This is a genomic window from Nocardia sp. NBC_00511, assembly GCF_045161165.1.
Lineage (GTDB): Bacteria > Actinomycetota > Actinomycetes > Mycobacteriales > Mycobacteriaceae > Nocardia.
In genome coordinates this window covers 5,822,989-5,848,513 of the sequence record NZ_CP107849.1, presented here as the reverse complement: position 1 = coordinate 5,848,513, position 25,525 = coordinate 5,822,989, and the positions used below count along the sequence as shown (strand labels likewise).

Genomic DNA, 25,525 nt, shown 5'->3' with positions numbered 1-25,525 from the left:
AGTGGCTCAGCATGATTGGCCGCCGGGGCCGATGCTCTCGCCATCGATGGCGGGTGGCGCGAGGTGGTCGAGACCGGCCTGACATTCGCACCAAACCTTCGAGATGAGTGATGCGAACTGGCTATGACCAATTTGTCTCGAAGATGCGGAGTGAATGTGGACCTACGCCCGAAGGCGCGATTACTGCTGGCCTGCACGCTCGGGATCGTCGCCGCGGTGCTGAGCGCCGCGCCGGCGGCCTCGGCGGGGCCGGTATATCCGGCCCCGGATCCCGACGGCTTCTACGCCGCCCCGGACAACCTAGCGGGCGTCGCGCCCGGTGACGTGCTCCGTGCACGGCCGGTCGCGAACGGTCGCTTTCCCGGATCGCAGGTTTGGCAACTGCTGTTCCGATCGACCGACTCCACCGGCGGCCCGATCGCCGCGGTGACCACACTGATCAGCCCGGGAGCCGGGCCCCGCCCGCTGCTGTCATATCAGGCATTCGTGAATTCCCTCGGCCTGCAATGCGCTCCGTCGCACGCGCTGTTCGACGGCGGGCTGAAGGAAGCCGGCGGGCTGAAGGAAGCCGGCGCGCTGAACCTGCTGCTGGCGCGCGGCTGGGCGGTGAGCGTGCCCGATCACCTCGGACCCGACAGCGCCTACGGTGCGGCCCGGATGGGCGGGCAGATCACCCTCGACGGCATTCGCGCGGTGCAACGCTTCGCCCCTGCGGGCCTTGGCAATTCGCCGGTCGGGCTGGCCGGATACTCCGGCGGGGCGATGTCGACCGGCTTCGCCGCCGCGCTCGCGCCCGAGTACGCGCCGGAGCTGCCGATCGTCGGTGTCGCGCAGGGCGGCCTGCCGGTGAACCCGGGCCAGATGGCCGTGCAGATCGGGGATCACCCGCATCCGCTGTTCGGTCTCGGCTTCGCGGTGGCCATGGGTCTGGAGCGGGAATACCCGGACGCGCTGCAATTGGACCGGGCGCTCACGCCCGCCGGCCGCGCCATGCGCGACCGCCTCGCCAATTCCTGCACCGACGACATCATCTCGGCGGGCGCGGGTCACTCCATCGGTGAATTCTTCACCAGCGGAATGGAATCCGAGTTCAGTACCGTCTCGACGTTCCATGCCAACGCGCTCGAGGAGTTCCCGGGCATTCCGCGCGCCCCGATCTACCAGTGGCACGGCGGGAACGACCAGGTGCCGCTGCAACCGGCGCTGGACACCGCCGGACGCTATTGCGCCGCAGGCACTCCCGTGCAGTTCGACGTGATCCCCGGCGTCGACCACGCGGGCGCGATGTTCCCCGGAACCATGAACGCGGTGCGCTATCTCGCCGACCGCTTCGCCGGTCTGCCCGCCCCGTCCAACTGTCACTGACCGCGAGCGCCACAGCTACGAGGGAGGTTTCGAATGAGTCGCCATTCCCCGTTGTGCGGCTCACCGGATCCAAGGCCGACCTCGCCAAAGCTGTTCCGGCCCTGGGCTACCGGCTGGATCGCGGCGTCAAGGCCGACACCGCGGTGCAGCAGGTGGCGGGTAACGCCACCCCGCTCATGTCCTACACGATCGTCTACGCCCTCTCCAATGTCGCGCTGCCCCTGCTGGGGCCGATCGCGGTGGCGATGACGTCGGCGCTCAACTGACTCAGGCCGGTACCGCCACGGGGGTGCGTTCGGTCCGGTGGGCGCGCAGGAATTTGCCTGTGCCCCAGTCCTTTCCGAATCCCGAGGTGAATTCGCCGTCGCGGTAGGCGACGGTGCCGTTGATGATGGTCGCCGCGACCGCGCCGTCGTTGCGGTTGACCATCCGGTCCAGGCCGAACTCCGGCATCGGGTTCTCGTGCAGCTCGTGCACGGAGCTGTTCAGCCCGGCCGGATCGATGATCACGATGTCGGCGCGATCACCGACCCGCAGATGCCCGGTGTCGAGCCCGTACCAGTCGGCGAGCTCCCCGGTGAGCCGGTGCACGGCGTGCTCGACGGTCATGATCGGGCGGCCACCGGCCTGCGCGGACCGCACGCGTTCGAGCAGTCGCAGGTGGTAGTTGTAGAAGGCCATATTGCGCAGGTGCGCGCCCGCGTCCCCGAACCCCATCTGCACGCCGGGATTGGTGGCCAGCTTGTCGAGGTAGCGGGGCCGGTCGTTGGCGATGGTGGTGCGCCAGCGCAGCTTGGTGCCGTATTCGACGACCAGGTCGAGGTAGGCGTCCACCGGGTGCAGGCCGCGATCCTTGCCGACCTGACCGATGGTCTTGCCGACGACGGTCTCGTCCGGGCAGGCGACGATGGTGGCGTCGAAGAAGTCGCGGTGCCAGATCCGCGGGCTGAACTTGTCGTCGTAGTCCTTGCGGAACCGGCGGCGATATTCCTTGTCCCGCAACAGTTCGTCGCGCTCGACCTCGTCCTTGAGATGCAGGGCCGCGGCACCGGAACCGAACTCCTCGAACACCACGAGATCGATGCCGTCGGCGTACACCGTGAACGGCACCGGCAGATGCTGCCAGCGGAAGTCGGTGCGCGCGAAGCGATTCAGCAGCGGGGCCGCGTACATCATGAAGTAGACGATCGGCGGGTACGCCTTCGAGTCGGCCGCCGACAGCAGGGAGGTCCGCAGCGCGGAACGCCCGAACAGGCCGGAGCTGGCGGCGAAGAACTTCCAGATATTGGGCCGGAAGTTGATCGTCGGCGCGCTCTGCAGGATGCGGCCGCGCCGCCGCAGCACCGCGTTCAGGGCCCGGAATTCGGGATTGCGGGCGTAGGTCGAGGGCAGCGAACGGGATCGGTAGATGTCTCCGTCGATCTTGTCGAGCGTATTGGTCATCGACGACATGCCGAGGAAGCCCTCGTCGATGGCGTCCTCCAGCAGCCCCTGCATCCGGGCCAGCTCGTCCGCCGACGGCTTGGTGTCGCGGGTGACCGCGCGGCCGAGCCCGAGCACGTGCGTACGCAGATCCGAATGTCCCAGGAAGGCGGCGACATTGGGCCCCAGTGGCAGTCGGTCCAGGGCGGCGGCGTATTCGGCGGGCGTGCTCCAGTCCCGATGCTCCTCGAGCACGGTGTGGACGGCCTCGCGGGGGACGGCTTCGACGCGGCTGAAGATGTCGGCGCAGTCGTCGTTGGGCGCGAGAATCGTGGACAGCGAACAGTTTCCGAGGAACACCGTGGTCACCCCGTGTCGCACCGATTCCGGCAGGTCCGGCTGCACCAGCAGTTCGGCGTCGTAGTGGGTGTGCACGTCGACGAAGCCCGGTGCGACCCACTTGCCCGCCGCGTCGATCACCTCGGTGCCCGGATCGGCCTCGAGCGGATCGGCCGTGATCGACTCGACGATCCCGTCCCGGATGCCCAGATCGCGCAGCTGTGGGGCCGCGCCCGTTCCGTCGAACCAGAGCCCGTTGCGGATGATCATGTCGAACATGGCTGTCCCTCCTCGGATACTCCCCGAACGGTAACAAATATTGCGAGTGGTCGAAATATAGAATGCGAAAATGGCACGTTAGGGTAAGGTTCGCCAGATGACGAACGCGGGCATGCGGCGTACGCAGGCCGAGCGCCGGGCCGAAACAAGCGCCAAACTCGTCGACGCCACCATCGCCTCGATCGTCGAGAAGGGCTACGCGCGCACCTCCACCAAGGAGATCTGCGCCCGCGCGGGCGTCTCGCACGGCGCACTGTTCGGCCGCTTCGCCACCCTGCTCGACCTGGTCCTGGCCGCCGCCGAGGAAGTCGCCAACCGCCAGATCGAGCAGTTCACAACGGATTTCGCGAACCTGCCCGACCAGAGCGACATCGGCGCGATCCTCGCGCTGATCCGCAGCGGCGCGCGCACCCCGATCAACTCGGTCTGGATCGAGCTGCTGGTCGCCGCCCGCACCGACCCCGACCTGCGCGAGCGCCTGAACATGGTGATGTCGCAGTACATCACCGCCATGGCCGCGGCCAGCAGTGCCGTCCCGGCCTTCCAGGACTTCGCGCCGGAGAACCGCTACATCCTGCTGATGATGGTCATGCACTTCTTCGACGGTGAAGCGCTCACCGCGGTCCCGTACCCGTGGCCCGAGCTCGACGCCGAACGCATGTCACTGATCGTGGACATGCTGCGCCCCTACCGGCTCTGACCAGGTCGGCATCGCCTCGGTCCGAGCTACTGGCAGGATCCGCTGGCCGCGCGGTCGAAGGCCTCGGACCAATCCGAGGGGGACGTGAACGGTGGTGGCGACACCTGGGCGCGCATCGCCGGGAGGCCGCCGGGGAATTTGCCGACCTGGTTGAGCAGCCCTCGGCAGTAGCCGCGGATGGCGGCTTCGTGAAGGTCGGGAATGTCTGTCGTCGGGGGAGTGTCCGCGGAGCTGGGCGCGGCGGGCGCGGGTGCATCGGAAGTCGTGGTCGGAGCGAGTCGCGTCGTCGCGGTCGGCTGCGGCTCCGGTGAGGGCGTGCTGCTCGGCGGGGGAGGGGCGGCTGCCAGCGGGAGCGGGGATGCCGACGGGTCCGCAGCACGACTCGTCGTGGTCGGTGCGGATGCGGTGGGGCTCAGCAGGGCGAATCCCGTTGTCCTGGTAGCGGTCGCGACGGTGGTGTCATCGTCGCCTCCGGTCAGGATGACGGCCGCCGTTGCCGCACCGGCGATCACGACGACCAAGGCGAAGGCGGCCGCCAGAATCCACGGCACTCGATTCGTCGGGGGTGCCGTGACCGCCGGCGGGCTGCCCAGTGGAACCGGTTGCTGGGGAATCTGATTCGCGTAGATGGGCCCGGTCGCCGCCAACAGCGCTCCCCGTGCCGCGGCCGAGGCCGGGTTGTCCTCAGGGTAGATCTCGCGATGGTGTCCGGCCGCCTCCGAGAACGGCAGCAGCCGAACCAGATTCGCGGAATAGCCGACGGCCGTCGCGGCGTGCAACAGCAGCTGGATCCGCTCCAGCGGCCACTCGTCGGGATATGCCAGCGCCAATCCCGACGGCGGCTGCCCGCCACTGCTGAACTGCCCGGAGATCAATGCCGCCCGCAGTGCCGCGATCGCCGCTTCCGCATGCGGCGGGTTCACGCCCACGCCGTTCGGCAGTCGGATCGGAGTCACCTGCCGCAGCGCCGGATCCAGACTCGCCGCAGCGGTCGCCGTCACGCCGAACGCGACGCCCAGCAGCCAATCGCCCCCCACCACAAACCCTCCCGGACGGTCGTCAAACAGCCGTCAGTATAAGCAGACCTGCACCGAATTCCCGTCGCGGCCGATAACGCCTGAATGGAATCCCCGTCTCCACCCGTGTCCATATCCCCAATCACACAACCGAATCCGTGAGGCTGCCGTTGTCCACCGGCCGCAACCGCACATGCACTCCCCCAACGATTTCGCCAAGGGTTTCAGCCGACGGTTCGGTGCGGAAGCTACTGCGGCCTCAGCTTCGAGCCCTGGTACGTCAGCACCGTCTCCTTGGTCACCACCACACCCCTCAACAGTTGGATGGGATACCTGCTGAGCTGATACCGAACGAACTGCACAGGTCTGCCGTCTCGAACGAACAAATAGAAGCCATCCGACGGATGATCCGAGTCGGGAGCCGACGCGGGCAGTCCGTCCCAGCAATACCCGGGAGTCTGTGCGCGGGAATTCAACTCGGCCTCATCGGTGTGCTCCCAGACATCAACCATCCGATCCCACTCGTCCGACCACCCCGCCGCACGGGTGATATCCAGCATGGGTACCGTCTGCCTGCTCTCCTGCGCATCGAGCATCTTCTGATACAGAGTCTTGCTGTATCCCAGCGGCTCCCGGGCCTCGCGGGCGGAGAAGTCGAACCTTCCGCGCCCGCAATCACGCGACTCCTGCGCGTGCACATGCTGTTTCGGCGGTGCCACCAGTCCGCATGACGTAGTCAGGGCAGCCAGTACGGCCGATATAGCGGCGTATGTGAGCGCCTTGGTCGGTCTGCTCCTACTTCGCTGTCTGTCCATGTTTCCCCCTCCGGAAGTTGCGATGCAAGCATAAGTAAAGGGGGAGTAAATCTCATTGTCTGATCAGTTGGAACTCGGGAGGGATTGTGGGAGGGCGAAATTGGGGAGGACGGTGTGCTCGAAGATGGTCATGGTGGCGATTCGGTTGCCGGAGAGGGTGAGGACGAGGAGGCCGGAGGCGTGGGTGCCGGTGGGGGTGTGGCGGTAGACGGCGAAGGCGGGCTGGCTGTTGGCTCGGGTCGGCACCAGTTCGAATCTCGGGATCGAGTCGAAGATGAGGGTGAAGAAGTGGGCCACATTGTCTCGGCCCTGGTACTCCAGCGGGATCGGTGGCATGGACATGAAGATGTCGTCGGTCAGTAGGGCGACCAGGGCGGTGATGTCGGCGGATTCGTAGGCGGTGACCAGTTTCGCGACGATCGCGTCTTCGGCGGGGGAGGCGGTGGCAGGAGGCTGCTGTCGGGCAGGGGTGTGCTGCAGGCCCACGCGGGCGCGTTTGAGGGCGCTCTTGACCGATTCGACTGTGGTGTCCAGCATTTCGGCCACTTCGCTCGCGCGGAACCCGAGGACATCGCGCAGGATGAGGACCGCGAGTTGGCGGGGCGGGAGGATCTGCAGGGCGGTGACGAAGGCCAGGGAGATGGATTCGGTTTGCTCGTAGCGTGCCTCGGGGCCGAGGGGCACGTTGAACGCACCATCCAGTAGAGCGTCGGGATATGGTTCCAGCCAAGGGATTTCGCCGAGGCTGGTGGGTTGCGGCGGATCGATTCCCGGGATGTCCCACTGCTTGGCTGGGCGGCGGCGGGCGGCGCGCAACGTGTCCAGGCAGCGGTTGGTGGCGATGCGGTAGAGCCAGGTGCGCAGTGATGCGCGGCCGTCGAAACGTTCGAGACCTCGCCATGCGGCGAGCATCGTGTCTTGGAGGGCGTCCTCGGCGTCCTGGAACGATCCGAGCATCCGGTAGCAGTGCACCTGTAGCTCGCGGCGGTGTGGCTCGGTCAACGCCCGGAACGCCTCGCCGTCACCGGCTCGCGCCCTGGAGAGCAGATCTGTTCTCGCCGACTCCACGTTCGTCACCTCGTCCCGCATATGGATTTCCATCCTGTATGGACGTCGGCGGCGGCGCGAACGGGGCGGTCCGGCGCAGCGCCCCCTTTTCCGGCAGTGCGGCGTCTAGACCAGTGCTAGTCGACAACACGGTCATAGGAGCACGAAATGGGAAAGATCGTCATCAGCGCGAATGCCACCCTCGACGGGGTGGTTCAGGACCCGGACGGCCAGGAAGGTCTCGAGTCGGGTGGCTGGTTCCACCGGTTCGTGGAGCGCAAGGACCTCGACGACTGGGTCGTCAACGAGACGGCGGAAGTCCTCGCCGCCGAAGTGCTCCTGCTGGGTCGGCGGAGCTACGAGTGGTTCGCCTCCCGGATGCCGGACGCCGAGGTCCGCGTCAGCCCCGAGTGGGCCGATCGAATGAACAACATCCCCAAGTACGTCGTGTCATCGACCCTCGACGCCCCCGGCTGGAACAACACCACCGTCCTCAACGGCGATGCGGCAAAGGAGGTTTCGGAGCTGAAGCGGAAGGTGTCCGGCGAAATCCTGATCTACGGCAGCTATCAGCTCGCCCGCACCCTGATGGAACAGCGCCTGGCCGACGAACTCCGCCTCGTCGTCTTCCCGGTAGCCGTGGGCGCGGGCCAACGCCTCTTCGACGAGACCAGCGACCCGAAACCCCTGCACCTGACCGCCACCCGCAAGATCGGTGACGGCCTGGCCCTGCACACCTACGAATTCAAGCGAGCCTGAGGCTGTCGCGAGGGACCCATCCCGGTGACAACCTCCCGGGGCCGGAAATGCCTGGTGCTCTTTCGGTCTCGGGAGGCGATGGCGATGACCGATGACCCTTGCGGGTCAGGATAGCCGCTCGAGGAAGTGCCGAACCCGGGCTGCTTCATTGCTCCCTGTGGTTGCCAGTCGGAGCATCGGGAACGAAAAGCGTTGGCATATACCGTTCTTCTGGGTGTCGCGCTCACGCTGCTCGGGATCGCCTTCGTGGGGATAGAAGCCGTCCACTTCCACCGCGCAGATGCTCGCATTGGTGATCTGGTTGTAGATGACGAAATCGAAGGTCGAGCGGTTTCTGATGAAGTCGCGCTGTCTGTCGGTCAGGAGGGCACGATCGCGTGGGAACACATGCTGCAGGGGGACCTGCCGGTGTACGGCCAGGTGGCTGTAGGCGGGGTCGGTGAGGATCTCTTCCAGCAGGGTCAGGGCGATGTCTTCCGAAGGGAATTCGGTTCGGTCCCAACCGATATGCGGGTGTTTGCGACGGCGTTTGGCCTGCTCGGTGTAGAGGAGATCGAAGATCGACACTACGTTGCTGTCGACTACCGCATTGTCGGGATCGCGGTATCTGATGTAGCCGATCAGGTCGCGTAGATGGCGGCTCGCCGGTAGCTCTGACGGGTGCGTGACCAGGACGAACAACCGGGCTGCGCGGGATACGGCCACATTGATCAATTTGGGGTCGTCAGCGAACCGCAATGCTGCCCGGCTGCCCTTGGTGTCGTCCAGCACCGTTGTCATGATGACGGCGTCCTTCTCCCGGCCCTGGAATTTGTGCACGGTATCGGCCTCGATGGAGTCGATCAGGGCATCCGTGACCTTGTCGGCCTGCCGCCGGTAGGGCGTCGTGACCCCGATATCGTCCGGTGCGATGTTGGCGTTTACCCAGGGGATGACTTCGTTGCTGATCACGTCGATCTCGCGTTGATTGCTGCGCCCCTTCGTAGTTGGGTCGTTGTTGCCGTGGAGGTAGCGCATATGATTGCCGGGCGAGGTCCGCACCACGGTCATCGAAGCGAATTTCGTTTCGCTGGACGTGTATGGAATCAGCTTGCGGTCGTAGAACTTTCGATTGCAGAATTCGATGATGTCCGGATCGCACCGGTAGTGTTCGCGCAACATCGTCCGGCGGATCCCATCGCCGAAACAGTCGATGATCGCGGACAGCACACTGTTCCGATAGTCGAAGATCGGATCTGGTGCCGCGGGCAGGCCGGAGAGTTCCTTCGTGACGGGTGGGAGCTGCTCGAGGTCGCCGACCACGACGAGATTGCGTGCGCAGGCCAGTACCGGCGCGACCGTCACCAGATCCACCTGCGATGCCTCGTCAATGATCAGATAGTCGAGTATCGTCGCGGCACCGATGCTGTTCTGCAGTGAGTGACATGTGCTCAATATCAACGGATAGTCCTGAGCGAACTGCTCGAACCGCCGCTGATACCCCTTGCGATACACGTTGCGGCCCATCGAGGCGTACCGGGTGTACAGCGAATCACGTAGCAGCTGCTGGGACAACCATGCTTGCTCGGCCATCAGCTCCTCGAACTTCTTACCCGCCAAGGTGTTACCCAGCTTGCCGACCTGCTGTTCGAGTTCGGCGATCCGCTTCTGGTAGTAGAGCCGTTCGAGCCGCAGGATGACATCGGCGTCCCCCGCATCCACCTGGCGCAGCGCACGGTACTTGAAATAACGCTGCACAATGTCGGTCATCCGCCCCCAGCTGCCTTCTCTGATCCAGCGAGGGTCGGTGTCCTCGATGAACGCCAGGAGTTTGTCGGCGCGGTATCGCCGTAGCAGTGGCAGTTCGTTGACACCGGGCACCTCCCCCCGCTCGAAGAACGACTCGAAATGTCTTTGCTCGAGCCGGAACCCGTGCAGTTGCTGCTGCAGTTCCGCGCGTCGCTGATCCTGCTGCAACAGGTCGTCCAGTCGCCGATTCACCTTGCGGAGCTGATCGGCTGCCTCGGCTGCCGCCACCGGCCCCGCTCCCGCCAGTGCATCGACCGCAGCGTTGCGCGGTCCCTGCGTGTCGAAGAACCCGTCCCGTTTGTCGGCGCTCCCCAGGTTCGCCGCGATCATTCCGAACCCTTCGCGGGTCAGCTTCTCGAAGACGTTGTCCACGGCCGAATTGCTGAACGACACCACCCCGACCGTCGTCCCCGGCCGAGAGGTCACCGACGCGATGATATTGAGAATCGTCTGCGTCTTTCCCGTTCCAGGTGGTCCGTCGATCACTGAAATCGGATACCGCAACGCGTTGTCCACCGCAGCGCTCTGACTGATATTGGTTCGGAACGGATACAGCGCCAACGGTATCGCGTCCTCCGCCGATGGCTCGATCGGTGCCCGCCCGAGAATCCGTGCCAACGCGGATTCCGCGTGAATGAAGCTCAGGCGCTGATGATTCCGCTGCAACACCCCCGCGGCGTCCCCGCGCATCTGCTCCACTACCGTGCGCCAATACTCCAGCACCGCACGGGAACCAGTACCGATCGACGCATTGGGCGCGACGACCACACGGTCGGCGCTGTACGCCTCCCATCCGCGCCGATCGGTCAGCACGTGCCACCAACCCTGGTCGGACCCGGGTCCGGTGAACAGGTACTGCTCTGACGCCTCCAGCAATTCCCCGTCGACGAGCAATCGCGCCCCCGACGGCATCTGTTCCGGCCGTTGGAGAATCGTCACCAGATCCCACCCGAACGTGTACTCCTTGGGCTGCTGGAATCGCACCCGAACGCCGGCTGGCCCTTGCTCGAGAAAGCTGATCTCCAACGTCTTGTCCACCGGCACCCCGCCGCCTCTGCGACGGATCACAACCGCAACACCCCGTGGATCGAGCATCGAACCCCCTGTTGTCGCCGCTCGGATAGACATCCTACAGTCGCCGACCACGCACGTCTTCGATTGTGGCACTGGATATTTGGTGCACAGCGCCTTGCGCGTCCTCGGAGCTGTCACGAAGTGCCTGCGCCCAGTCGTGCCCTCGCCGGCGACGACCGCTTTGTCCGCTACGGCGCCGAGTCGGCGATGGGGTCTTTCCAATCGTCGGGGGCGACGATCTTCGCTTCCAGACCGAGGTGCTCCTGCAACAGGTAGAGCAGGTTGGGCCCGTCGAGCAACTCCAACGGCTTGTTCTGGGCGAACTGGTACGAGGCTTTGCCGTACCCGCTGGTCGTCACCAGGATGCCTTTGGACGCACCCTCGTTCTGCAACGTGCCGAACAGGTCTCGAACGGCCGAAACGCCCACCGTGTTCTTGTACCGCTTGGCCTGAATCACCACTTTGCCACCGAAGATCGGCCGGTTGTCGTAGGCGACGCAGTCGACGCCGCCGTCGCGAGACGCCTGGGTCTGTTTGGCCTCCAAACCCATTGCGCTGAAAAGATTCTGGATCAGTCCCTCGAACTCGTTCGGCGTCAGCTCGAGGAGATTCGTCCGCTGATCGAGACCGCCGACAATGTCGGTTTCCGGGATGTATCGCGGATCGACCATGTCGAATTCGACCACAGGACGGACCGGGGCCAACTCGGCTGGGCTCTTGGAAACTCCGGCGCCCAGATGCTTGAGGCAGCTGGACGGATCGACATGGGCGAGGTCGACCCCTTCGAACGTGTCGCGGGTAGTCCGCAGGGTCAACAGGCATGGCCGAACCGGTTTCCCGGTGGCGGGATCCACTGTCTCGACGATGCCATTGAAGACGACGGTCTGGACTTGATGCAGGCTGTCGCAAGCAAATACTTCCCGCACCACCCGCAGCGCGCTCTGTGCCACCACCGAGGCATAGAGCAGCTTGATTTGCGTTGCGGGCCGTGCGCTTTCGGTGATCTTGTCGCCGGCTTTGACCCACTTGAACTGTCTGACAGTCGGGATCACCTCGACAGTCGGCAGCACGTACTCGACCACGGCTTGTTTCGACTCGGCTACATATGCGGCGCGGACCGCGTTGGGAAAGGACTCGGGAAACGCGCTGGAGTTCAACGCCAATTCGATGATGTCGCTGATAGCTTCGGCCTCACCCGCGTTCGCACGCCTGCCCAGATCATCGACCTGCGCGTTCCGGTGCTGCGCATCGGCCTGCAACTGGTGAACGTACTGTTGATGTGTCGCCTGCGCACTGGCGATGCCGGCTTGCCGTTGCGCTTCCAGCCGGTGGTGCTCGGCGACCGCCTGGCTGTAGCGGGCCTGAGCGTCTCGAACCATTGCGTCGTAGGCAGATCTGCTCTGCAGCAACTTCTTCGGCGGCACAGCAAACGCCTGCGGATCCGGCTGCGGAGTGAAACGCGCGATGCTGCCTGGATGGAAGGGCGGATTCGGGATTGGCACACGAAGCGAGTCGAGCCGGAAGGACGTGCCGATACTACTGGCCAGCAGGCCGGTCAATTCCGCGATCGAAGCGTCGACCTCGGCGGTCATCGCCTCAGCTTCGGCGCGACGGCTGACCTCATACCGCGCCTTGTCCGTCTTGACGCGTTCTCTGTCCGCTGCCTGCATTGCGCGCTGCTGAGCTACGGCGATTCGCTGGGCTTGGCGCTGACTGGCCGCAGCCGCCCTATCGGCTTCCCTGGAAGCCCGGATGATCGCGCTGGCGAGACCGCCTCGACGTGCCATGACCCTGATCATCCCAGTCGGTGCCGCAGTTGTGGGCCACCTCGGGACCCAGTACTCGGACATCGCATGCCTTGCCTATGACCAATTTTGCCGATTGTTTGATTTCCTCCGAATGGGCCACCGCGGTCAGTCCTGATCCGATACTGTCCAGAATCCTCCCGGGCATCGGATCCCGAGCCGAATTCACTTGCGGGACAGGTGAATCACATAAATATCTGCCGATGTCAGCTACGGAAGCCTTTCTCATCCAACGTCAGTATGTCGTTGGTCAGGTATCGCTCGGCGAGCACCAACGGTGAGTGCAGCACTCCGGCAAAGCGGCTACTCCAGCGTCGGCAAGATGCGCACGACCGCAGCGGCAGACCGCGCATCTATCTTGCGGCAGATCGCGCGCTGTTTTCGTCGGATTGCGGTGTGCGTCTATGCGGGCGTGTAGCCTGCCGGGCGGAGGGAGTACAAATGAGTAAAGTCGTATCTTCTTGTGGCACAGAGGGTTCAGTGGTCGTTCGTCGGCAACTGCGCTCGATTCTGATCGCGGCGACGGCCGCACTGTGCCTCACCGGCACTGCGGCAGCGGTTGGCAATGCGGATCCGATCCCAATTCCGCAGGACGACGCGTTCTACCTACCGCCGTCGGGCTGGGAATCGACGGCGCCGGGCACAATTCTGAATTCGCGGCCGGTCGAGATGGCCTCGATGCGGCCGGAGGCGGCAGACGCCGACGCTTGGCAGTTGCTGTATCGAACGACAGATAACCTGGGCCGGCCCATGACGACCGTGACCACGGTGCTGCGTCCGCGAACCGGGCAGGTCAACGGCTTGATCAGCTATCAGGCCGCCGAGGACGCCTCGGCCCCGCAATGCGCTCCTTCGTATGCGCTCCGGCAGGGAGCGGTCCAGCTGGACCACAAGTACGACGCCTCCTTGGATTTCTTGCAGATCGACCAGATGTTGTCGTCCGGTCACGCGATTTCCGTACCCGATTGGGAGGGGTCGAACGGGGCGGAGATCGTCCAGAACGAGCCGGGCTACACCGCGCTCGACGGGGTGCGCGCGGCCGAGGCGTTCACGCCGCTCGGCCTGTCCGGGACCGACACTCCGGTTGTCGCGGCGGGCTATTCCGGCGGGTCGTTGGCCAGCGGTTGGATGTCGCAACTGCAGCCGACCTACGCCCCTGAAGTACGGCTGCTCGGTGTCGCCCGAGGTGGTGGGGCAGGCGGGCCGACGGAGCCCATCAGCCCTTACCTGCTGTCGCTCGACGGCGGCCCGTTCTCCGGTTTCCTGCTATCGCTGCTGCCGGGCATGATCCGCGCCGATCCACGCATGGCGGCGGCTTTCGACACTTATCTGACGCCCGCCGGTAAAGCATTGATGGCCGAGGGCGACAACGCATGCTCGGTGCCGCTCGTGGAGAAGTATCCGTTCCTGCACATGAACGACTACCTGACGATCCCCTTGTCCCAAGTGTTCGAACAGGTACAGCCGTTCTTCGACGAGACCGACTACGGCATCACCGCGCCGACCATTCCGACCTTCCTCTATCACGCCGTGAACGACGAGATCGTCCACATCGACTGGATAGACCAGGCGGTCGCGAACTGGTGTGCATCCGGAGCGCCGATCACCTACACGCGAGACCAGATGAGCGAACACGCCAGTCTCGAAGTCGCTGCGACTACTTCGGCCCTGCGTTGGATCGACGACCGTCTGGCCGGGCAGCCCGCGCCGACCGACTGCTCGATACGCACGGTGCCGTCGATAGCGCTCGCCGGCTCCTGACGCCCGACGCCCTTGCCGATCCGGAAAAGCAAAGGCCGGTCCTCAACGAGGAACCGGCCTTTTGCTTATATGTTGTGGAGCTAAGGGGAATCGAACCCCTGACCTTCTCGATGCGAACGAGACGCGCTACCAACTGCGCTATAGCCCCGCGAGGTTCGTTTCCGACCCGCGCTGGAAAACCTTAGCAGGTGGGGTGGGGGGTTGCCGAATCGGCTGGTTGGGGTGGGTTTCAGGGGGTGGGGGTGCTGTAGGCGGTGAGGATTTTGAGGAAGAGGTCCAGGCGGTGGTGGTAGGGGGCGGGGTTGTCGGGTTCGAGGAGGCATTGGGGGAGGGTGCCGTCGTGGACTGCCACCAGGGCGCGGCCGAGGGCGGCGGGGTCGGGGACTTGGCGGCCGTTGCGGTGCAGGAGGGTTACCACCACCGGCATCAGGGCGGCGGCTATGGCGGCTTCGCGGGCGACCATCACGGCGCGGAGTTCGGGGTTGCGGAGGGCGTGGGCGGTGAACTCGGAGGTGATGCGAAACCACTTGTCGTCCAAGGGAACCGCGGCCAGGACGTGTTCGAGGCCCTGGCGGGAATCCCAGGCGGTGCCGGGATCGTCGAGGGCGGCGGACACCTCGTCGAGCATGCGGGCCGAGCGCTGCTCCCACATGGCCAGGAACAGCTCCTCCAACGAGGTGAAGTTCGAGTAGAACGCGCCGCGGGTGAATCCGGCTCGCTCACAGACCTGTTCGACCGAGCAGCGGCCGAAACCCTCGTCGGCGAACGCCTCGAATGCCGCGTCCAGCAGGCGCTGCCGCGTCTCCGACCGTCTCCGGCCCACCTTCACCTCATCGGCCCTGCTCACGACCGCATCGTATCCCGGCGGCCGGACCCCGAGCCGAGTCCTCAGGCAGGACCCTCGTCAGCGGCCCGCTTGGCGTCACGCAGCACCGCTTCCAGCATGGCGGGGGTGAGGCGGCCGGTGAAGGTGTTCTGCTGCGACGGGTGATAGGTGCCGAACAGGTGCAGGGGAGAGCGGCGATCCCGGGCGGGGGACAGTTCGACGTGAGCGCCGTGGGCGAAGCGGGGGCGCGGTTTGGGGATGGCCCAGCCGGATTCGGCCAGCGCGGGCAGCAGGGCCTGCCAGCCCCACCCGCCGAGTACGACGATCGCGCGCAGATACGGGGCCATCAGGGTGAGTTCGGAGACCAGCCAGCGGCGGCATGTGTCACGCTCGGTGGGCGTGGGTTTGTTGTCGGGCGGGGCGCAGTGCACGGGGGCCGTCATGCGGGTGTCGAGCAGCCGCAGGCCGTCGTCGGCACGGACGCTCGTCGATTGATTGCTGAGACCGGCGGCGTGCATCGCGGCGATGAGGAAGTCGGCACTGCGATCGCCGGTGAACATCCGTCCAGTTCTATTGCCGCCGTGCGCGGCCGGAGCCAGGCCGACCACCAGCAAACGCGCGTCGCCCGGCCCGAAGGCCGGAACCGGCCTACCCCAGTAATTTTCGTCACTGAAGGACGCCCGTTTGTCGTGCGCGACCTGTTCCCGCCACGCCACCAGGCGCGGACAGGCGCGACACGCGGTGATTTCGGCGTCGAGCTGGGCAATTGTGCGGCACACCGGGCCGACTCAACCACAGCGCGAGTCCCGGTGTGCGGCAAGGCTGCGGAGTGGCGAACCGGGCATACTGTGCGCCGGTAGCCCAGAGTTAGCGACCTTGGAGGAATCCGGACATGAGTGATCTCGTCGAGCTCGGCAGCGCGGCCGACGCGGCGCAGAGCGCGGGAAACCTGATGGGGGTGTTCGCATTCGGCGCGTCCGGTGCGCTGCTCGCGGTGCGGCGGCACTTCGATGTGGTCGGCATCGCGGTGCTCAGCATCGCCACCGCAACCGGCGGCGGTGTCATCCGGGATCTGATCATCGGCCGCACCCCGCCGGTCGCGTTCGTCGACATCTCCTACGCGGGCGTCGCGCTGCTGTCCGCATTGCTGATCTTCTTCTGGCATCCGCCGGGCCGGGTGATCCGCACCCCGCTCAACGTCGCGGACGCGATCGGGCTGGGCATCTTCTGCGTCACCGGCACGGTCAGCGCCTTCCAGCACGGCATGTCCGCCCCCTCGGCGGCCGCGCTGGGCGTGGTCACGGCGGTCGGCGGCGGTGTCATCCGCGACGTGCTGGCGGGCGTCACCCCGAGCGTGCTCAGCGACGGCGAGCTCTACGCGGTGCCCGCGCTGCTCGGCTCGGCGGTGACCGCGCTGCTGCTGCACTACGGCGAATACACCTATTGGACAGGCGGTTTGGCGGGTGCGGGCGCGGTGGCGCTGCGATTGATCGCGCTGCTGCGGCACTGGCACGCGCCGATGGCCCGCCCGCATCGCCGCCGCGACGACGACGGCAGCCCCTCGAATTGAGCCCGTCGGGTGACCCGCGTGCGCCGTCCCGCCGCGGCCCGCGTGGCTCGGTTGTGTCGCGCGTCGCGTGCCGCAGTCGTGTCGCAGGGTCCGGTCGGAGGTGATTGATAGCATGGCGAAGGCTTGGCCGACTGGCTGTGAATCACACCTCGAGAGAGTTCTTCCAATGCAGTTCGAGATCGTCGAGCGGGACGAGACGTGGGTCGCCGGGCTGCCGGTGCGCAGTCCCAAACGCGCCCTCGGTGAACTGCGCGACCACGACCTCGAGGTCGCCTGGGCCGCCGTCCTGCATCAGGAGCTGGGCGGCCCGCTGGCCTCCGCGTACACCGACTACGCGACCGAACTGGGCACCTACAACACCCAGATCGTCGGCTATCAGTGCGAGTCGCTGGCCGAGGTCACCCGCGGCCACCTCGTCGCCCGGCTACCGCGCGGCACCTACGCCCGCTTCTCCTCGGTCGGTAACTTCCCCCGGGTGATGACCGACCTCTGGACGCAGATCGCCTACGCCGAGGAACACAACCAGATCAGGCGCATCCACACCGGCGACTTCGAGACCTACCCGCACGCCTACAAGATCGATCTGTATCTGGCGGTCGAGCCGTCATGACCTATTCGATCGTGGTCCGCTCCGGCGGCGTCTACGGCGGCCTGGTGGTGCCGCGGGTGCGACCCAGCTTCAAGGTCTCCAACAGCGACCTCATCGAGTTCCTCCGCGACCGCCTGCGTGACCGCGACACCTCCCAGCACCCGCTGGTCACGGTCTACGTCCCGGACCCGGCCGGCAACTACAACGTGCTGGTGTCCTACGAATACCCCGGCCCCGACGAGGTCCCGGTGGGCGACGTGCTGATCCGCGTCCCCAAGGGCATCTACGCCCGCTTCCGCCCCAACGGCGACTATCACGACCCGGCCGAGGACGTCTGGGCGCAGGTCGACGACGCGACCGCCTCGGCCGAGATCACCCGCGCCTACCGTGAGGAGATCGAGATCTGGTCGGGCCCTGCCGATCTGGAGCTCTTCATCTCCATCCTGGCCTGATAGCTGATTATTAACTGAAGGAATACCAACTGGTCTTGTGGTTGGGTTTCATGACTGATAGCTATGGTCTGACCGGGGTCGATTTCCAAAGGCGCATCAGGGTTTCGGGATATTTGCCGGACGCCTGGACAATTTCTGTTGCCTGGCGGATACTCCCCTAGGTGCCCAAGCCGGGCACGGTCGATGCATGACCGTATCGGGCGGGAATCGTGTGCAGCCGCTGTAGTGGAGTGGGAAGTTTATGGCAGTCGAACCGATCGCGCGCGTTCCGGCCGAAGGTCCCCGTCGCGGGATGCTCCAGTGTCGAGATGCGCAATCCGGCTACACGATCTTGATGGGACCACCGCAGGCCGATCCGGAGCTCTGGCGCGAATACCTCGACGGCGCATTGGCGGTTTACAGCGGTTTCGGTGCCGAGGACGCGGTCGAATACGACGCGTGGCTCGACGGTGCAACGACCGCCATCTTCGCTGTGGCACTGGATTCCGACGGCAAAGTAGTGGCGGGTATGCGTGCCGAGGGGCCGCACAGTCATGTGGATCAGGTGCACGCAGTACGGAGCTGGGACGGCCGGCCCGGTGACGCCGCATTTCGGAAGTTCGTGGCAGAGCAGATCCCCTTCGGCGTGGTCGAGTCCAAGACGGGCTGGGTCTCGCGCTCTGTGGAAGACCGCCACATCTTGGCGAATTGGATTCCGCGGGCCTGTGTCGAGACCACGTTGGTGCTCGGGGCGCGGTATTCGACGGGCATCACGCCCTCGCATGTCGTGAACCGCTACCGCACCACCGGGATGAACGTCGTCTGGTGGGTGCCCACCTCGGGATATCCGGACGACCGCTACGTGACCTGCCCGGTGTGGTGGGATATGGAGACCTACGCTTCGCTGGGTACCCCCGAACAGGCGCGGTACATCGAGATCGAGATGGCGGAATTGCGGGCCAGCGGCGAGGCCGGTGGTGCTCAGGGTGAAGGACTGGCACAGGCATGAATGGTCTCCCTCCAGCGGTCGGTGAGTATCGACCGCTGTTGCTCGATGAAATCGATCCCGGTGACGCGGTGAGACTGGCTGCCTTACATGCCGATCCGGCAATCGAATTCAGTGATTTGCGTGATTTGCTGCGCACGGAATTCGATGGCTTGTTGGGCAAGCCAGAATTGTCTGAAGGGCCGGAATTCGATCGCTGGGTTTATTACCCGTGGCGTCGCGCGGTCATTGCGCTGCCCGGCCCGCAGCTGTTGCGGGCGGTGCGGCTGGACCGCAACCGTAACCACCTCACCCGCCCCGAACAGACCCAGCTCGCGCAGCTGAGCATCGGTGTCGTCGGGCAGAGCGTGGGCCACGCGGTGGCCTATACCCTTGCGCTCGAAGGCATCTGCGGCCGATTGCGGCTGGCGGACTTCGACACCGTCGAACTGTCCAACCTCAACCGCATCCCGGGTGGAGTGTTCGACATCGCCCAGAACAAGGCGGTGGTCACCGCCCGCCGGATCGCCGAACTCGACCCCTACCTTCCGGTGGAGGTGTTCGCGGAGGGCGTGCACGACGACAACATCGACGACTTCGTCGGTGGACTGTCGATCGTGGTCGAGGAGTGCGACTCGCTCGATATCAAGCTGTCCGTGCGGGAAGCCGCGCGACGGCACCGGCTGCCCCTGGTCATGCAGTCCAACGATCGCGGCCTGATCGACGTGGAACGGTTCGACCTGGATCCGAGCCGACTGCCCTTCCACGGCATGCTCGGCGGCACCAAGGCCGCCGAACTGCGTGGTCTGTCCACCAAGGACAAGGCCCCGCACGTGCTGCGAATCCTGGACGGCCGCAACCTGTCCGAGAAGCTCGCGGCCAGCATGGTCGAGGTCGGCGAGACGCTGCGGAGTTGGCCACAGCTGGGTTCGGAGGTGCTGCTCGGCGGTGCCAGCGTCGCGGGCGCGGTGCGGCGAATCGGACTGGGGCAGAAACTTCCGTCCGGACGTACCCGGGTGGATATCGATCGCAGCCTGGACGAGATTGCGGAACCAGAGCAGTTCGAGGATCTGGTGTGGGCGGAGGACGCCGAGGAGAGCTTGCCGCAGTCCGGGGTCGAGATGATTCTCGCCGCCGCGCAGCGAGCGCCGTCCGGCGGCAACGCGCAACCGTGGACATTGCGCGCGACGTCAGACACAGTGACGATTTCGCTTGCCCCCGAACGTTCTTCGCTGATGGACATCGGCCTTCGCGGGAGTGCGTTGGCGGTGGGTGCGGCGCTTTTCAACGCGCGTGTCGCTGCGGCCTCGCAGGGAATGCTCGGTACCAGCGAATTGCGTTCCGGCGGAACGGAACTACTGACCGCGTCGCTGTCATTGGGCAACGATTCGGATCCGGCGCTCGGCCGCGACCTGTCGGCACTACTGGCTCGGCATACGAATCGGCGTGACGGCAGCGGCGCACCGGCGCCCGCGGAGGCCATGCGGTCGCTGGCGGACATCGCCGCGCAGGCCGGTGGCGGGTTGCGCTGGGTCACCGAGCGCGACTCGATCGACGAGGCGGCGGTGATTCTCGCCGACTCCGAGCGAGTTCGCTACCTGACTGCGGCCATGCACGAGGAGATGGTCTCGGAACTGCGCTGGCCCGGGGACGACCTTCGGACCGGCATGGATTTGCGGACCCTCGATCTGGCTCCGGACGAGGTGGCCAAACTCGACATCGCCCTACGCGCCGACGTGATGGCGCAGCTGCGCTCGTGGTCCGGGGGTGTCGCTCTCGTCGAGGGCACGCGTGCGAAGGTTGCCTCCAGTTCGGCGGTAGCGGTGTTGACAGCCCCGTTGCCGGGGCCGGACGAGCCGGAGCTGGTCGCGTACGCCCGTTGCGGCGAGGCACTGCAGCGAGTATGGATCGAAGCCGAGCGTCAGGGACTCGCCGTTCAGCCAGTCTCGCCGGTCTTTCTCTTCGCTCGACGCCCCGAGGACTTGCATACGGTTTCCCCGGAGTTCGCCGATACACTAACGTCACTTCAGGGCCGTTTGTTGGACCTGATGGGAGTGCCCGGCCACGAAATGATGGTGTCGATACTGCGCCTCGGGTACGCGGAGAAGCCGGCGATTCGCAGCAGGCGACTCCCGATACCAAATGTCGGCACCTGCGGCGAGTGAGATCGGAGACAAAGTTGCCTCGGCGAACGCTCGACTCACTGGTGACACAGGTCGCCTCGGAGTTGATGGCCGTCGATGCGACCACCCTGGCGGCAGCGAGCGAGCAGGTGCTGTCGTGGTTGGTGGAGCACTTCGACGTCGATTTCAGCTTCCTGCGTTTCACGGATCCGGTGCAGCGTCAATCCCTCCTGATCGCAGAGTGGCCGCGACGTGCCGCAGAGTCTCCGGACGACCCGCTGCACGTGGCGCATCTCGACGATCGTGACTCGGCGCTCGCCCAGTTGTCTCATACGACCGAACCGATCATCATTCGGCCGATTCCGGAGTTTTCGGGCTATCAGGAGCTGATCCAGCAGGCCACCGGGATCGAGTCGGTGTCTGTCGCGGCGGTACCTCTCGTATCGCGGGGTGAGTCCACCGGTGCCCTCGGCTTCATCAAGGCCGGGGACCGGGAGTGGAGTACCCGCGAACTCAATGTGCTGAAGGCGATTTCCGCCCTGTTCGCCCAGTTGCAGGCGCGCGTGGTCGCCGAGGAGCGCTTGCGATACATCGCCATGCACGACGATCTGACCGGGCTGGCGAATCGGCGGTCCCTGCTCGAATACATGGAGGAGCGGCTCAGACCGGGCTGCCCTGGCCCGGTGGCTACCTTCTTCCTGGATCTCGATCGCCTCAAGGCGCTCAACGACTTCCTCGGGCACACGGCCGGGGACAATTTCATTCGCACGCTGGCGACGCGGCTGCGCGACAACCTGGATCCGGGCGACATGATCGCGCGGCTGGGTGGGGACGAGTTCGTGATCGTGCCCGCGAAGCCGATGGATCCGACGGCCGCCGATCTGGAGGCGACCCGGATCCAGCAGTTGATCGCGCGGCGGGTCACCGTGGGCGGCGAGACTGTCAGTCGTGGCGCGAGTGTCGGTGTGGCCGTGGGCATTCCGGGTGAGACGACGGTCGCGGACGTGCTGCGGCGGGCGGATCACGCACTGCTGTCGGCGAAGTCGAGCGGCGGCAACGGGGTGGCGGTGTTCACCGACGCCATGCGCGCGCAGTTCGAGCTGCAGGACGACGTGGAGTTGAACCTGCGCGGCGCGGTGTCCGACGGTTCGCTGCTGCTGCACTATCAGCCCGAGGTGGATCTGCGGACCGGTCGCGTGGTCGCGCTGGAGGCGCTGGTGCGCTGGCAGCATCCGACCCGCGGGCTGCTGCCGCCGGGTGCGTTCGTGGGCGTCGCGGAGGCCACCAATCTGGCGGGTGAGCTGGGCCGCTGGGTGATTCGCACGGCGGCCGAGCAGTTCGCCATGTGGCGGCGGCGCGGCCTGGCCTCGAATGTGGTGATCCGGATCAATGTGTCGCCGGTGCAGCTGGTGAGCCTGGATTTCGTGGAGACCATCGAGGGGATCCTGCGGCGCTTCGGCATCGACGGCTCGTCGGTGTGCCTGGAGATCACCGAGCATGTGGTGGTGCAGGATCTGGCGCGCACCCAGGTGACGCTGCGCGGGCTCAAGCGGATGGGCGTGCAGATCGCCATCGACGATTTCGGGACCGGATACTCGTCGCTGTCGCATTTGAAGGCGCTGCCGGTGGACGCGGTGAAGATCGACCGCGGCTTCGTGCAGCGGCTCGGCGCCAGCGCCGACGACCTGGCGATCGTGAAATCGATTGTGGGGCTGGCGGGTTCGTTCGGGCTGGGCGTGGTCGGCGAGGGCGTGGAGACCACGGTCGCGGCGCGCACGCTGGTGGCGCTGGGTTGCTATCGGGCGCAGGGGTTCCTGATCGCGCGCCCGATGCCCGCCGAGGAGGTCGAGCCGCATCTGGCGGCCGGTCGCATCGCTCTGGATCTGGACCTTCCGGGCGCGACTCGCGCGGTGACTCCCTAACCTTCCCGGTCTGTCGCGCGAAACGGCGGACCGGGGCGCGGAGCCCCAGGAAAATGGGGCGCAAACGAAACTCATGCGACGCGCGAACAAGAGTGTTCGCGTAGTAGCGTGCGGTTCGACAAGGCTGTCGAGTTGAGGATGGGTCGGCGTGCGTGATCGAGGCCTGAACGGCAAGAAGACATTGGTTACCGGCGCGGCCAGCGGCATCGGGCGGGCGACCGCGCTGGCCGCGGCCCGCGACGGTGCTCGGCTGGTGCTCACGGACGTGAACGCCGACGGCCTGGACGCCACCGTCGAGGCGGTGCGCGCGGGCGGGGGGACCGTGGAGCTGGCCCAGCCCTTCGACATCAGCGACTACGACGCGGTGACCGCGTTCGCGGGCCGCGTGCACGAGCAGCTCGGCTCGCTGGACGTGGTGATGAACATCGCGGGCGTCTCGGTGTGGGGGACCGTCGAGAACCTCGAGCACAAGCACTGGAAGCGCATGGTGGACGTCAACCTGATGGGCCCGATCCATGTGATCGAGAACTTCGTGCCGCCGATGATCAAGGCCGGGCGCGGTGGCTCGCTGGTGAACGTGTCCTCGGCGGCCGGGCTGCTGGCCTTCCCGTGGCACGCGGCCTACAGCGCCAGCAAGTTCGGGCTGCGCGGCGTCTCCGATGTGCTGCGCTTCGATCTGGAGCGGCACGACATCAGCGTGCACCTGGTGGTGCCGGGCGCGGTGGACACGCCGCTGGTGCAGACCGTCGACGTGGTGGGCGTCGATCGTGACGATCCGCGAATTCAGGCCTGGATCAACCGTTTCCGCCGGCACGCCAAGTCGCCGGACCAGGTGGCCGAGACCATCCTGCACGGCGTGCGCCGGGGCACGTACCTGATCCACACCCAGTTCGACATCCGCTTCGGGTACTGGTGGGCGCGCAAGTTCGCCTGGCCCTACGAGCTGGTCATGCGGCGGGCCAACGACCTGTTCACCACGTTCCTGCCGCGCCCGGGCAAGCCGACGGCGGTCGAGGCCGGAGCGTCCGAGGCCGTGGCGCCGCAGCCCGCGCTGAAGGAGCCCTCACTGCACGAGCAGTGACGGCTCCCGGTGGGGCTCAGGGGGTTTCAGGGGTGCACAGCTGCGGTTTGGCGCAGTGTTCGGGGGCGTGCGTGTCCAGTACGCGGGCGCCGGGTCCCTCATCGCCGAGGTGATCGTGCGCGTTGATGATCTTGCAGACACCCAGCGACAGGCAGCCGCAGCCGATGCATCCGGTCAGGCTGTCGCGCAGGCGAATCAGCTGTTCGATGCGGTCGTCGAGTTCGGTGCGCCAGGTGGTCGAGAGCGTCTCCCAGTCGCGCCGACTCGGATTGCGGCCGTCGGGCAGGTTGTCGAGGGCGCGGCGGATCTCGGCGAGCGGAATGCCGACACGCTGTGAGATGCGGATGAAGGCGACCCGGCGCAGCGTTTCACGGGGATAGCGGCGCTGGTTGCCGCTGGTTCGGCGGGCTGTGATCAAGCCCTCACGTTCGTAGAAATGCAAGGCGGACACCGAAACTCCGGCGCGCTGCGCCAGTTGACCGGGCGTCAGTTCCTTCGCCTGCCAGGACGCGGTCTGCATACCTGAACATTACTCCAGGTTTTTCGCGGGCACGAATTGCATGCCATCCGTGCCGAAGGGAACTACCGTCGTGTCATGGGAACAAAGGCCGCACCCACGGCGCGACCGTTTTCCGTGACCTCGGAGGTCGGGGCGCTGCGCACGGTGCTGTTGCACCGTCCTGGAGATGAGCTGCGCCGGCTCACTCCCCGCAATAACGACCAGCTGCTCTTCGACGCGATTCCATGGGTGGAACGCGCGCAGCAGGAGCACGACACCTTCGCCGGAGTGCTGCGCGAGCGCGGGGTGGAGGTGCTGCTGCTGGCGGATCTGCTCACCGAGACCATCCAGGTCAGCGGCGCGGCCCGCATCCAGGGCATCTCGGGGGCAGTGGACGCCAGACGCCTCGGGCACGCCCTCGCCGACGAGCTGGCCGCGCACCTGCGCACGGTGCCGGCACCCGAGCTGGCGCAGATCCTGATGTCCGGCATGACCTTCGACGAGCTGCCCTTCGGCGCGGACGCCACCTCGCTGGTGCGGCGCATGCACCACGGGCACGACTTCGTCATCGATCCGCTGCCGAATCTGCTGTTCACCCGGGACTCGTCGTTCTGGGTCGGGCGGCGGGTGGCCATCACCTCCCTCGCGCTGCCCGCGCGGGCCCGGGAAACCTCGCTGACCGACCTCATCTACGCCTTCCACCCGCGCTTCCTGGGCGTGCGGCGGGCCTACGAATCGCACACCGCGCCCATCGAGGGCGGCGACGTGCTGCTGCTGGCCCCGGGTGTGGTGGCGGTCGGGGTGGGCGAGCGCACCACCGCGGCCGGTGCGGAAGCGTTGGCGCGCAGCCTGTTCGAAGACGATCTGGCGCACACCGTGCTCGTGGTGCCGATCGCGCAGACTCGTGCGACCATGCATCTGGACACCGTCTGCACCATGGTCGACGTCGACGCGGTGGTGATGTACCCCGCCATCCAGGACGAGTTGTGCGCCTTCACCATTCGCAAGCAGGATGGTCACGGGGTCAGTATCGCCGGGCCGGATCCGTTCCTGCGGACCGCCGCCGAGGCGATGGGGATCGGGAAACTACGGGTCGTCGACACCGGCCTGGACGGCGTCACCGCCGAGCGCGAGCAGTGGGACGACGGCAACAACACGCTCGCGCTGGCGCCGGGTGTGGTGGTCGCCTACGAACGCAACGAGAACACCAATGCGCGGCTCGAAGACGCCGGAATCGAAGTGTTGCGCATCTCCGGCTCCGAATTGGGTTCCGGCCGTGGCGGTCCGCGCTGCCTGTCCTGCCCGTTGTCGCGTGACGAGGTGTGAGAA

The 25,525-nt window shown here is 66.1% G+C and carries 22 protein-coding genes and 1 tRNA gene; 13 read left to right on the top strand and 10 right to left on the bottom strand.

The features are described from left to right. The first annotated feature begins 156 nt into the window (after positions 1 to 156). Complete coding sequence (locus OG300_RS27515; protein ID WP_405485930.1) at positions 157 to 1,365, top strand: lipase family protein; 1,209 nt, start codon at positions 157 to 159, stop codon at positions 1,363 to 1,365. Between the two features lie 53 nt (positions 1,366 to 1,418). Further along, entirely contained in the window at positions 1,419 to 1,631 is a 213-nt protein-coding gene (locus OG300_RS27510; protein ID WP_405485929.1) for a hypothetical protein, read from the top strand. A 1-nt stretch (position 1,632) separates the two neighbouring features. On the opposite strand, the gene OG300_RS27505 is transcribed toward OG300_RS27510, so the two are convergent. Next, positions 1,633 to 3,405, bottom strand: a complete 1,773-nt coding sequence (locus OG300_RS27505) for an amidohydrolase family protein (protein WP_405485928.1) — start codon at positions 3,403 to 3,405, stop codon at positions 1,633 to 1,635. Positions 3,406 to 3,502: 97 nt separating this feature from the next. Between OG300_RS27505 and OG300_RS27500 the strand changes: the two genes are divergently transcribed. Next, complete coding sequence (locus OG300_RS27500) at positions 3,503 to 4,105, top strand: TetR/AcrR family transcriptional regulator (protein WP_405485927.1); 603 nt, start codon at positions 3,503 to 3,505, stop codon at positions 4,103 to 4,105. A 26-nt stretch (positions 4,106 to 4,131) separates the two neighbouring features. Here OG300_RS27500 and OG300_RS27495 read toward each other — a convergent pair whose 3' ends face one another. The 3 genes from OG300_RS27495 to OG300_RS27485 form a co-directional block, all read right to left on the bottom strand. Next, positions 4,132 to 5,145 (bottom strand): hypothetical protein, encoded by a 1,014-nt coding sequence (locus OG300_RS27495; RefSeq protein WP_405485926.1) that lies wholly within the window; start codon positions 5,143 to 5,145, stop codon positions 4,132 to 4,134. 224 nt (positions 5,146 to 5,369) lie between these two features. Beyond that, complete coding sequence (locus OG300_RS27490; protein WP_405485925.1) at positions 5,370 to 5,840, bottom strand: hypothetical protein; 471 nt, start codon at positions 5,838 to 5,840, stop codon at positions 5,370 to 5,372. Positions 5,841 to 5,999: 159 nt separating this feature from the next. Next, a complete protein-coding gene (locus tag OG300_RS27485) occupies positions 6,000 to 7,025 on the bottom strand; it encodes a sigma-70 family RNA polymerase sigma factor (protein WP_405485924.1) in 1,026 nt (341 codons plus the stop codon). Positions 7,026 to 7,151: 126 nt separating this feature from the next. On the opposite strand from OG300_RS27485, the gene OG300_RS27480 reads away from it, so the two are divergent. Beyond that, positions 7,152 to 7,742, top strand: coding sequence for a dihydrofolate reductase family protein (locus OG300_RS27480; RefSeq protein WP_405485923.1), 591 nt, complete (start codon positions 7,152 to 7,154; stop codon positions 7,740 to 7,742). 105 nt (positions 7,743 to 7,847) lie between these two features. On the opposite strand, the gene OG300_RS27475 is transcribed toward OG300_RS27480, so the two are convergent. Continuing rightward, positions 7,848 to 10,574, bottom strand: a complete 2,727-nt coding sequence (locus tag OG300_RS27475; protein ID WP_405485922.1) for an AAA domain-containing protein — start codon at positions 10,572 to 10,574, stop codon at positions 7,848 to 7,850. A 218-nt stretch (positions 10,575 to 10,792) separates the two neighbouring features. Beyond that, on the bottom strand, positions 10,793 to 12,391 hold the full coding sequence (locus OG300_RS27470) for a restriction endonuclease (RefSeq protein WP_405485921.1): 1,599 nt from the start codon (positions 12,389 to 12,391) through the stop codon (positions 10,793 to 10,795). Positions 12,392 to 12,850: 459 nt separating this feature from the next. On the opposite strand from OG300_RS27470, the gene OG300_RS27465 reads away from it, so the two are divergent. Beyond that, positions 12,851 to 14,170 carry a lipase family protein gene (locus tag OG300_RS27465; RefSeq protein ID WP_405485920.1) on the top strand — a complete coding sequence of 440 codons (1,320 nt, stop codon included), beginning with the start codon at positions 12,851 to 12,853 and terminating at the stop codon, positions 14,168 to 14,170. A gap of 75 nt (positions 14,171 to 14,245) precedes the next feature. Here the strand turns inward: OG300_RS27465 and OG300_RS27460 are convergent. The 3 genes from OG300_RS27460 to OG300_RS27450 all read right to left on the bottom strand — a co-directional run bounded on the left by OG300_RS27460 (position 14,246) and on the right by OG300_RS27450 (position 15,775). Continuing rightward, positions 14,246 to 14,318, bottom strand: a tRNA-Ala gene (locus OG300_RS27460). 81 nt (positions 14,319 to 14,399) lie between these two features. Beyond that, positions 14,400 to 15,017 carry a TetR/AcrR family transcriptional regulator gene (locus OG300_RS27455; RefSeq protein ID WP_405485919.1) on the bottom strand — a complete coding sequence of 206 codons (618 nt, stop codon included), beginning with the start codon at positions 15,015 to 15,017 and terminating at the stop codon, positions 14,400 to 14,402. A 41-nt stretch (positions 15,018 to 15,058) separates the two neighbouring features. Then, complete coding sequence (locus OG300_RS27450; protein WP_405485918.1) at positions 15,059 to 15,775, bottom strand: uracil-DNA glycosylase; 717 nt, start codon at positions 15,773 to 15,775, stop codon at positions 15,059 to 15,061. Between the two features lie 113 nt (positions 15,776 to 15,888). Between OG300_RS27450 and OG300_RS27445 the strand changes: the two genes are divergently transcribed. The 7 genes from OG300_RS27445 (at position 15,889) to OG300_RS27415 (ending at position 23,697) form a co-directional block, all read left to right on the top strand. Beyond that, positions 15,889 to 16,566, top strand: a complete 678-nt coding sequence (locus OG300_RS27445; protein ID WP_405485917.1) for a trimeric intracellular cation channel family protein — start codon at positions 15,889 to 15,891, stop codon at positions 16,564 to 16,566. 166 nt (positions 16,567 to 16,732) lie between these two features. Further along, positions 16,733 to 17,176 carry a GyrI-like domain-containing protein gene (locus OG300_RS27440; protein ID WP_405485916.1) on the top strand — a complete coding sequence of 148 codons (444 nt, stop codon included), beginning with the start codon at positions 16,733 to 16,735 and terminating at the stop codon, positions 17,174 to 17,176. Then, a complete protein-coding gene (locus OG300_RS27435; protein WP_405485915.1) occupies positions 17,173 to 17,607 on the top strand; it encodes an effector binding domain-containing protein in 435 nt (144 codons plus the stop codon). Before OG300_RS27440 ends, OG300_RS27435 begins: the two co-directional genes overlap by 4 nt. 334 nt (positions 17,608 to 17,941) lie before the next feature. Beyond that, positions 17,942 to 18,595: a hypothetical protein gene (locus tag OG300_RS27430; RefSeq protein ID WP_405485914.1), complete on the top strand. Its 654-nt coding sequence runs from the start codon at positions 17,942 to 17,944 to the stop codon at positions 18,593 to 18,595. Then, complete coding sequence (locus OG300_RS27425; RefSeq protein WP_405485913.1) at positions 18,592 to 20,736, top strand: Rv1355c family protein; 2,145 nt, start codon at positions 18,592 to 18,594, stop codon at positions 20,734 to 20,736. Before OG300_RS27430 ends, OG300_RS27425 begins: the two co-directional genes overlap by 4 nt. A 65-nt stretch (positions 20,737 to 20,801) precedes the next feature. Beyond that, complete coding sequence (locus OG300_RS27420; RefSeq protein WP_405498696.1) at positions 20,802 to 22,616, top strand: putative bifunctional diguanylate cyclase/phosphodiesterase; 1,815 nt, start codon at positions 20,802 to 20,804, stop codon at positions 22,614 to 22,616. 148 nt (positions 22,617 to 22,764) lie between these two features. Then, the gene (locus OG300_RS27415) at positions 22,765 to 23,697 is read left to right on the top strand and encodes an SDR family oxidoreductase (RefSeq protein WP_405485912.1); all 933 of its coding nucleotides are present in this window, start codon (positions 22,765 to 22,767) and stop codon (positions 23,695 to 23,697) included. A 16-nt stretch (positions 23,698 to 23,713) separates the two neighbouring features. Here the strand turns inward: OG300_RS27415 and soxR are convergent, their stop codons facing one another. Further along, positions 23,714 to 24,217, bottom strand: coding sequence for a redox-sensitive transcriptional activator SoxR (soxR, locus tag OG300_RS27410; RefSeq protein WP_405485911.1), 504 nt, complete (start codon positions 24,215 to 24,217; stop codon positions 23,714 to 23,716). Between the two features lie 75 nt (positions 24,218 to 24,292). Here soxR and arcA point away from each other — a divergent pair, with 75 nt between their 5' ends. Then, a complete protein-coding gene (gene arcA / locus OG300_RS27405) occupies positions 24,293 to 25,522 on the top strand; it encodes an arginine deiminase (RefSeq protein ID WP_405485910.1) in 1,230 nt (409 codons plus the stop codon). Positions 25,523 to 25,525 lie beyond the last annotated feature (3 nt).

Excerpts from the sequence above, each read along its gene's own strand:
- OG300_RS27505 (WP_405485928.1), bottom strand. The coding sequence starts at position 3,405 with ATGTTCGACATGATCATCCGCAACGGGCTCTGGTTCGACGGAACGGGC.
- OG300_RS27500 (WP_405485927.1), top strand. The coding sequence starts at position 3,503 with ATGACGAACGCGGGCATGCGGCGTACGCAGGCCGAGCGCCGGGCCGAA.
- OG300_RS27485 (WP_405485924.1), bottom strand. The coding sequence starts at position 7,025 with ATGCGGGACGAGGTGACGAACGTGGAGTCGGCGAGAACAGATCTGCTC.
- OG300_RS27480 (WP_405485923.1), top strand. The coding sequence starts at position 7,152 with ATGGGAAAGATCGTCATCAGCGCGAATGCCACCCTCGACGGGGTGGTT.
- OG300_RS27470 (WP_405485921.1), bottom strand. The coding sequence starts at position 12,391 with ATGGCACGTCGAGGCGGTCTCGCCAGCGCGATCATCCGGGCTTCCAGG.
- OG300_RS27465 (WP_405485920.1), top strand. The coding sequence starts at position 12,851 with ATGAGTAAAGTCGTATCTTCTTGTGGCACAGAGGGTTCAGTGGTCGTT.
- OG300_RS27445 (WP_405485917.1), top strand. The coding sequence starts at position 15,889 with ATGAGTGATCTCGTCGAGCTCGGCAGCGCGGCCGACGCGGCGCAGAGC.
- OG300_RS27440 (WP_405485916.1), top strand. The coding sequence starts at position 16,733 with ATGCAGTTCGAGATCGTCGAGCGGGACGAGACGTGGGTCGCCGGGCTG.
- OG300_RS27435 (WP_405485915.1), top strand. The coding sequence starts at position 17,173 with ATGACCTATTCGATCGTGGTCCGCTCCGGCGGCGTCTACGGCGGCCTG.
- OG300_RS27430 (WP_405485914.1), top strand. The coding sequence starts at position 17,942 with ATGGGACCACCGCAGGCCGATCCGGAGCTCTGGCGCGAATACCTCGAC.
- OG300_RS27425 (WP_405485913.1), top strand. The coding sequence starts at position 18,592 with ATGAATGGTCTCCCTCCAGCGGTCGGTGAGTATCGACCGCTGTTGCTC.
- OG300_RS27420 (WP_405498696.1), top strand. The coding sequence starts at position 20,802 with ATGGCCGTCGATGCGACCACCCTGGCGGCAGCGAGCGAGCAGGTGCTG.
- soxR (WP_405485911.1), bottom strand. The coding sequence starts at position 24,217 with ATGCAGACCGCGTCCTGGCAGGCGAAGGAACTGACGCCCGGTCAACTG.
- arcA (WP_405485910.1), top strand. The coding sequence starts at position 24,293 with ATGGGAACAAAGGCCGCACCCACGGCGCGACCGTTTTCCGTGACCTCG.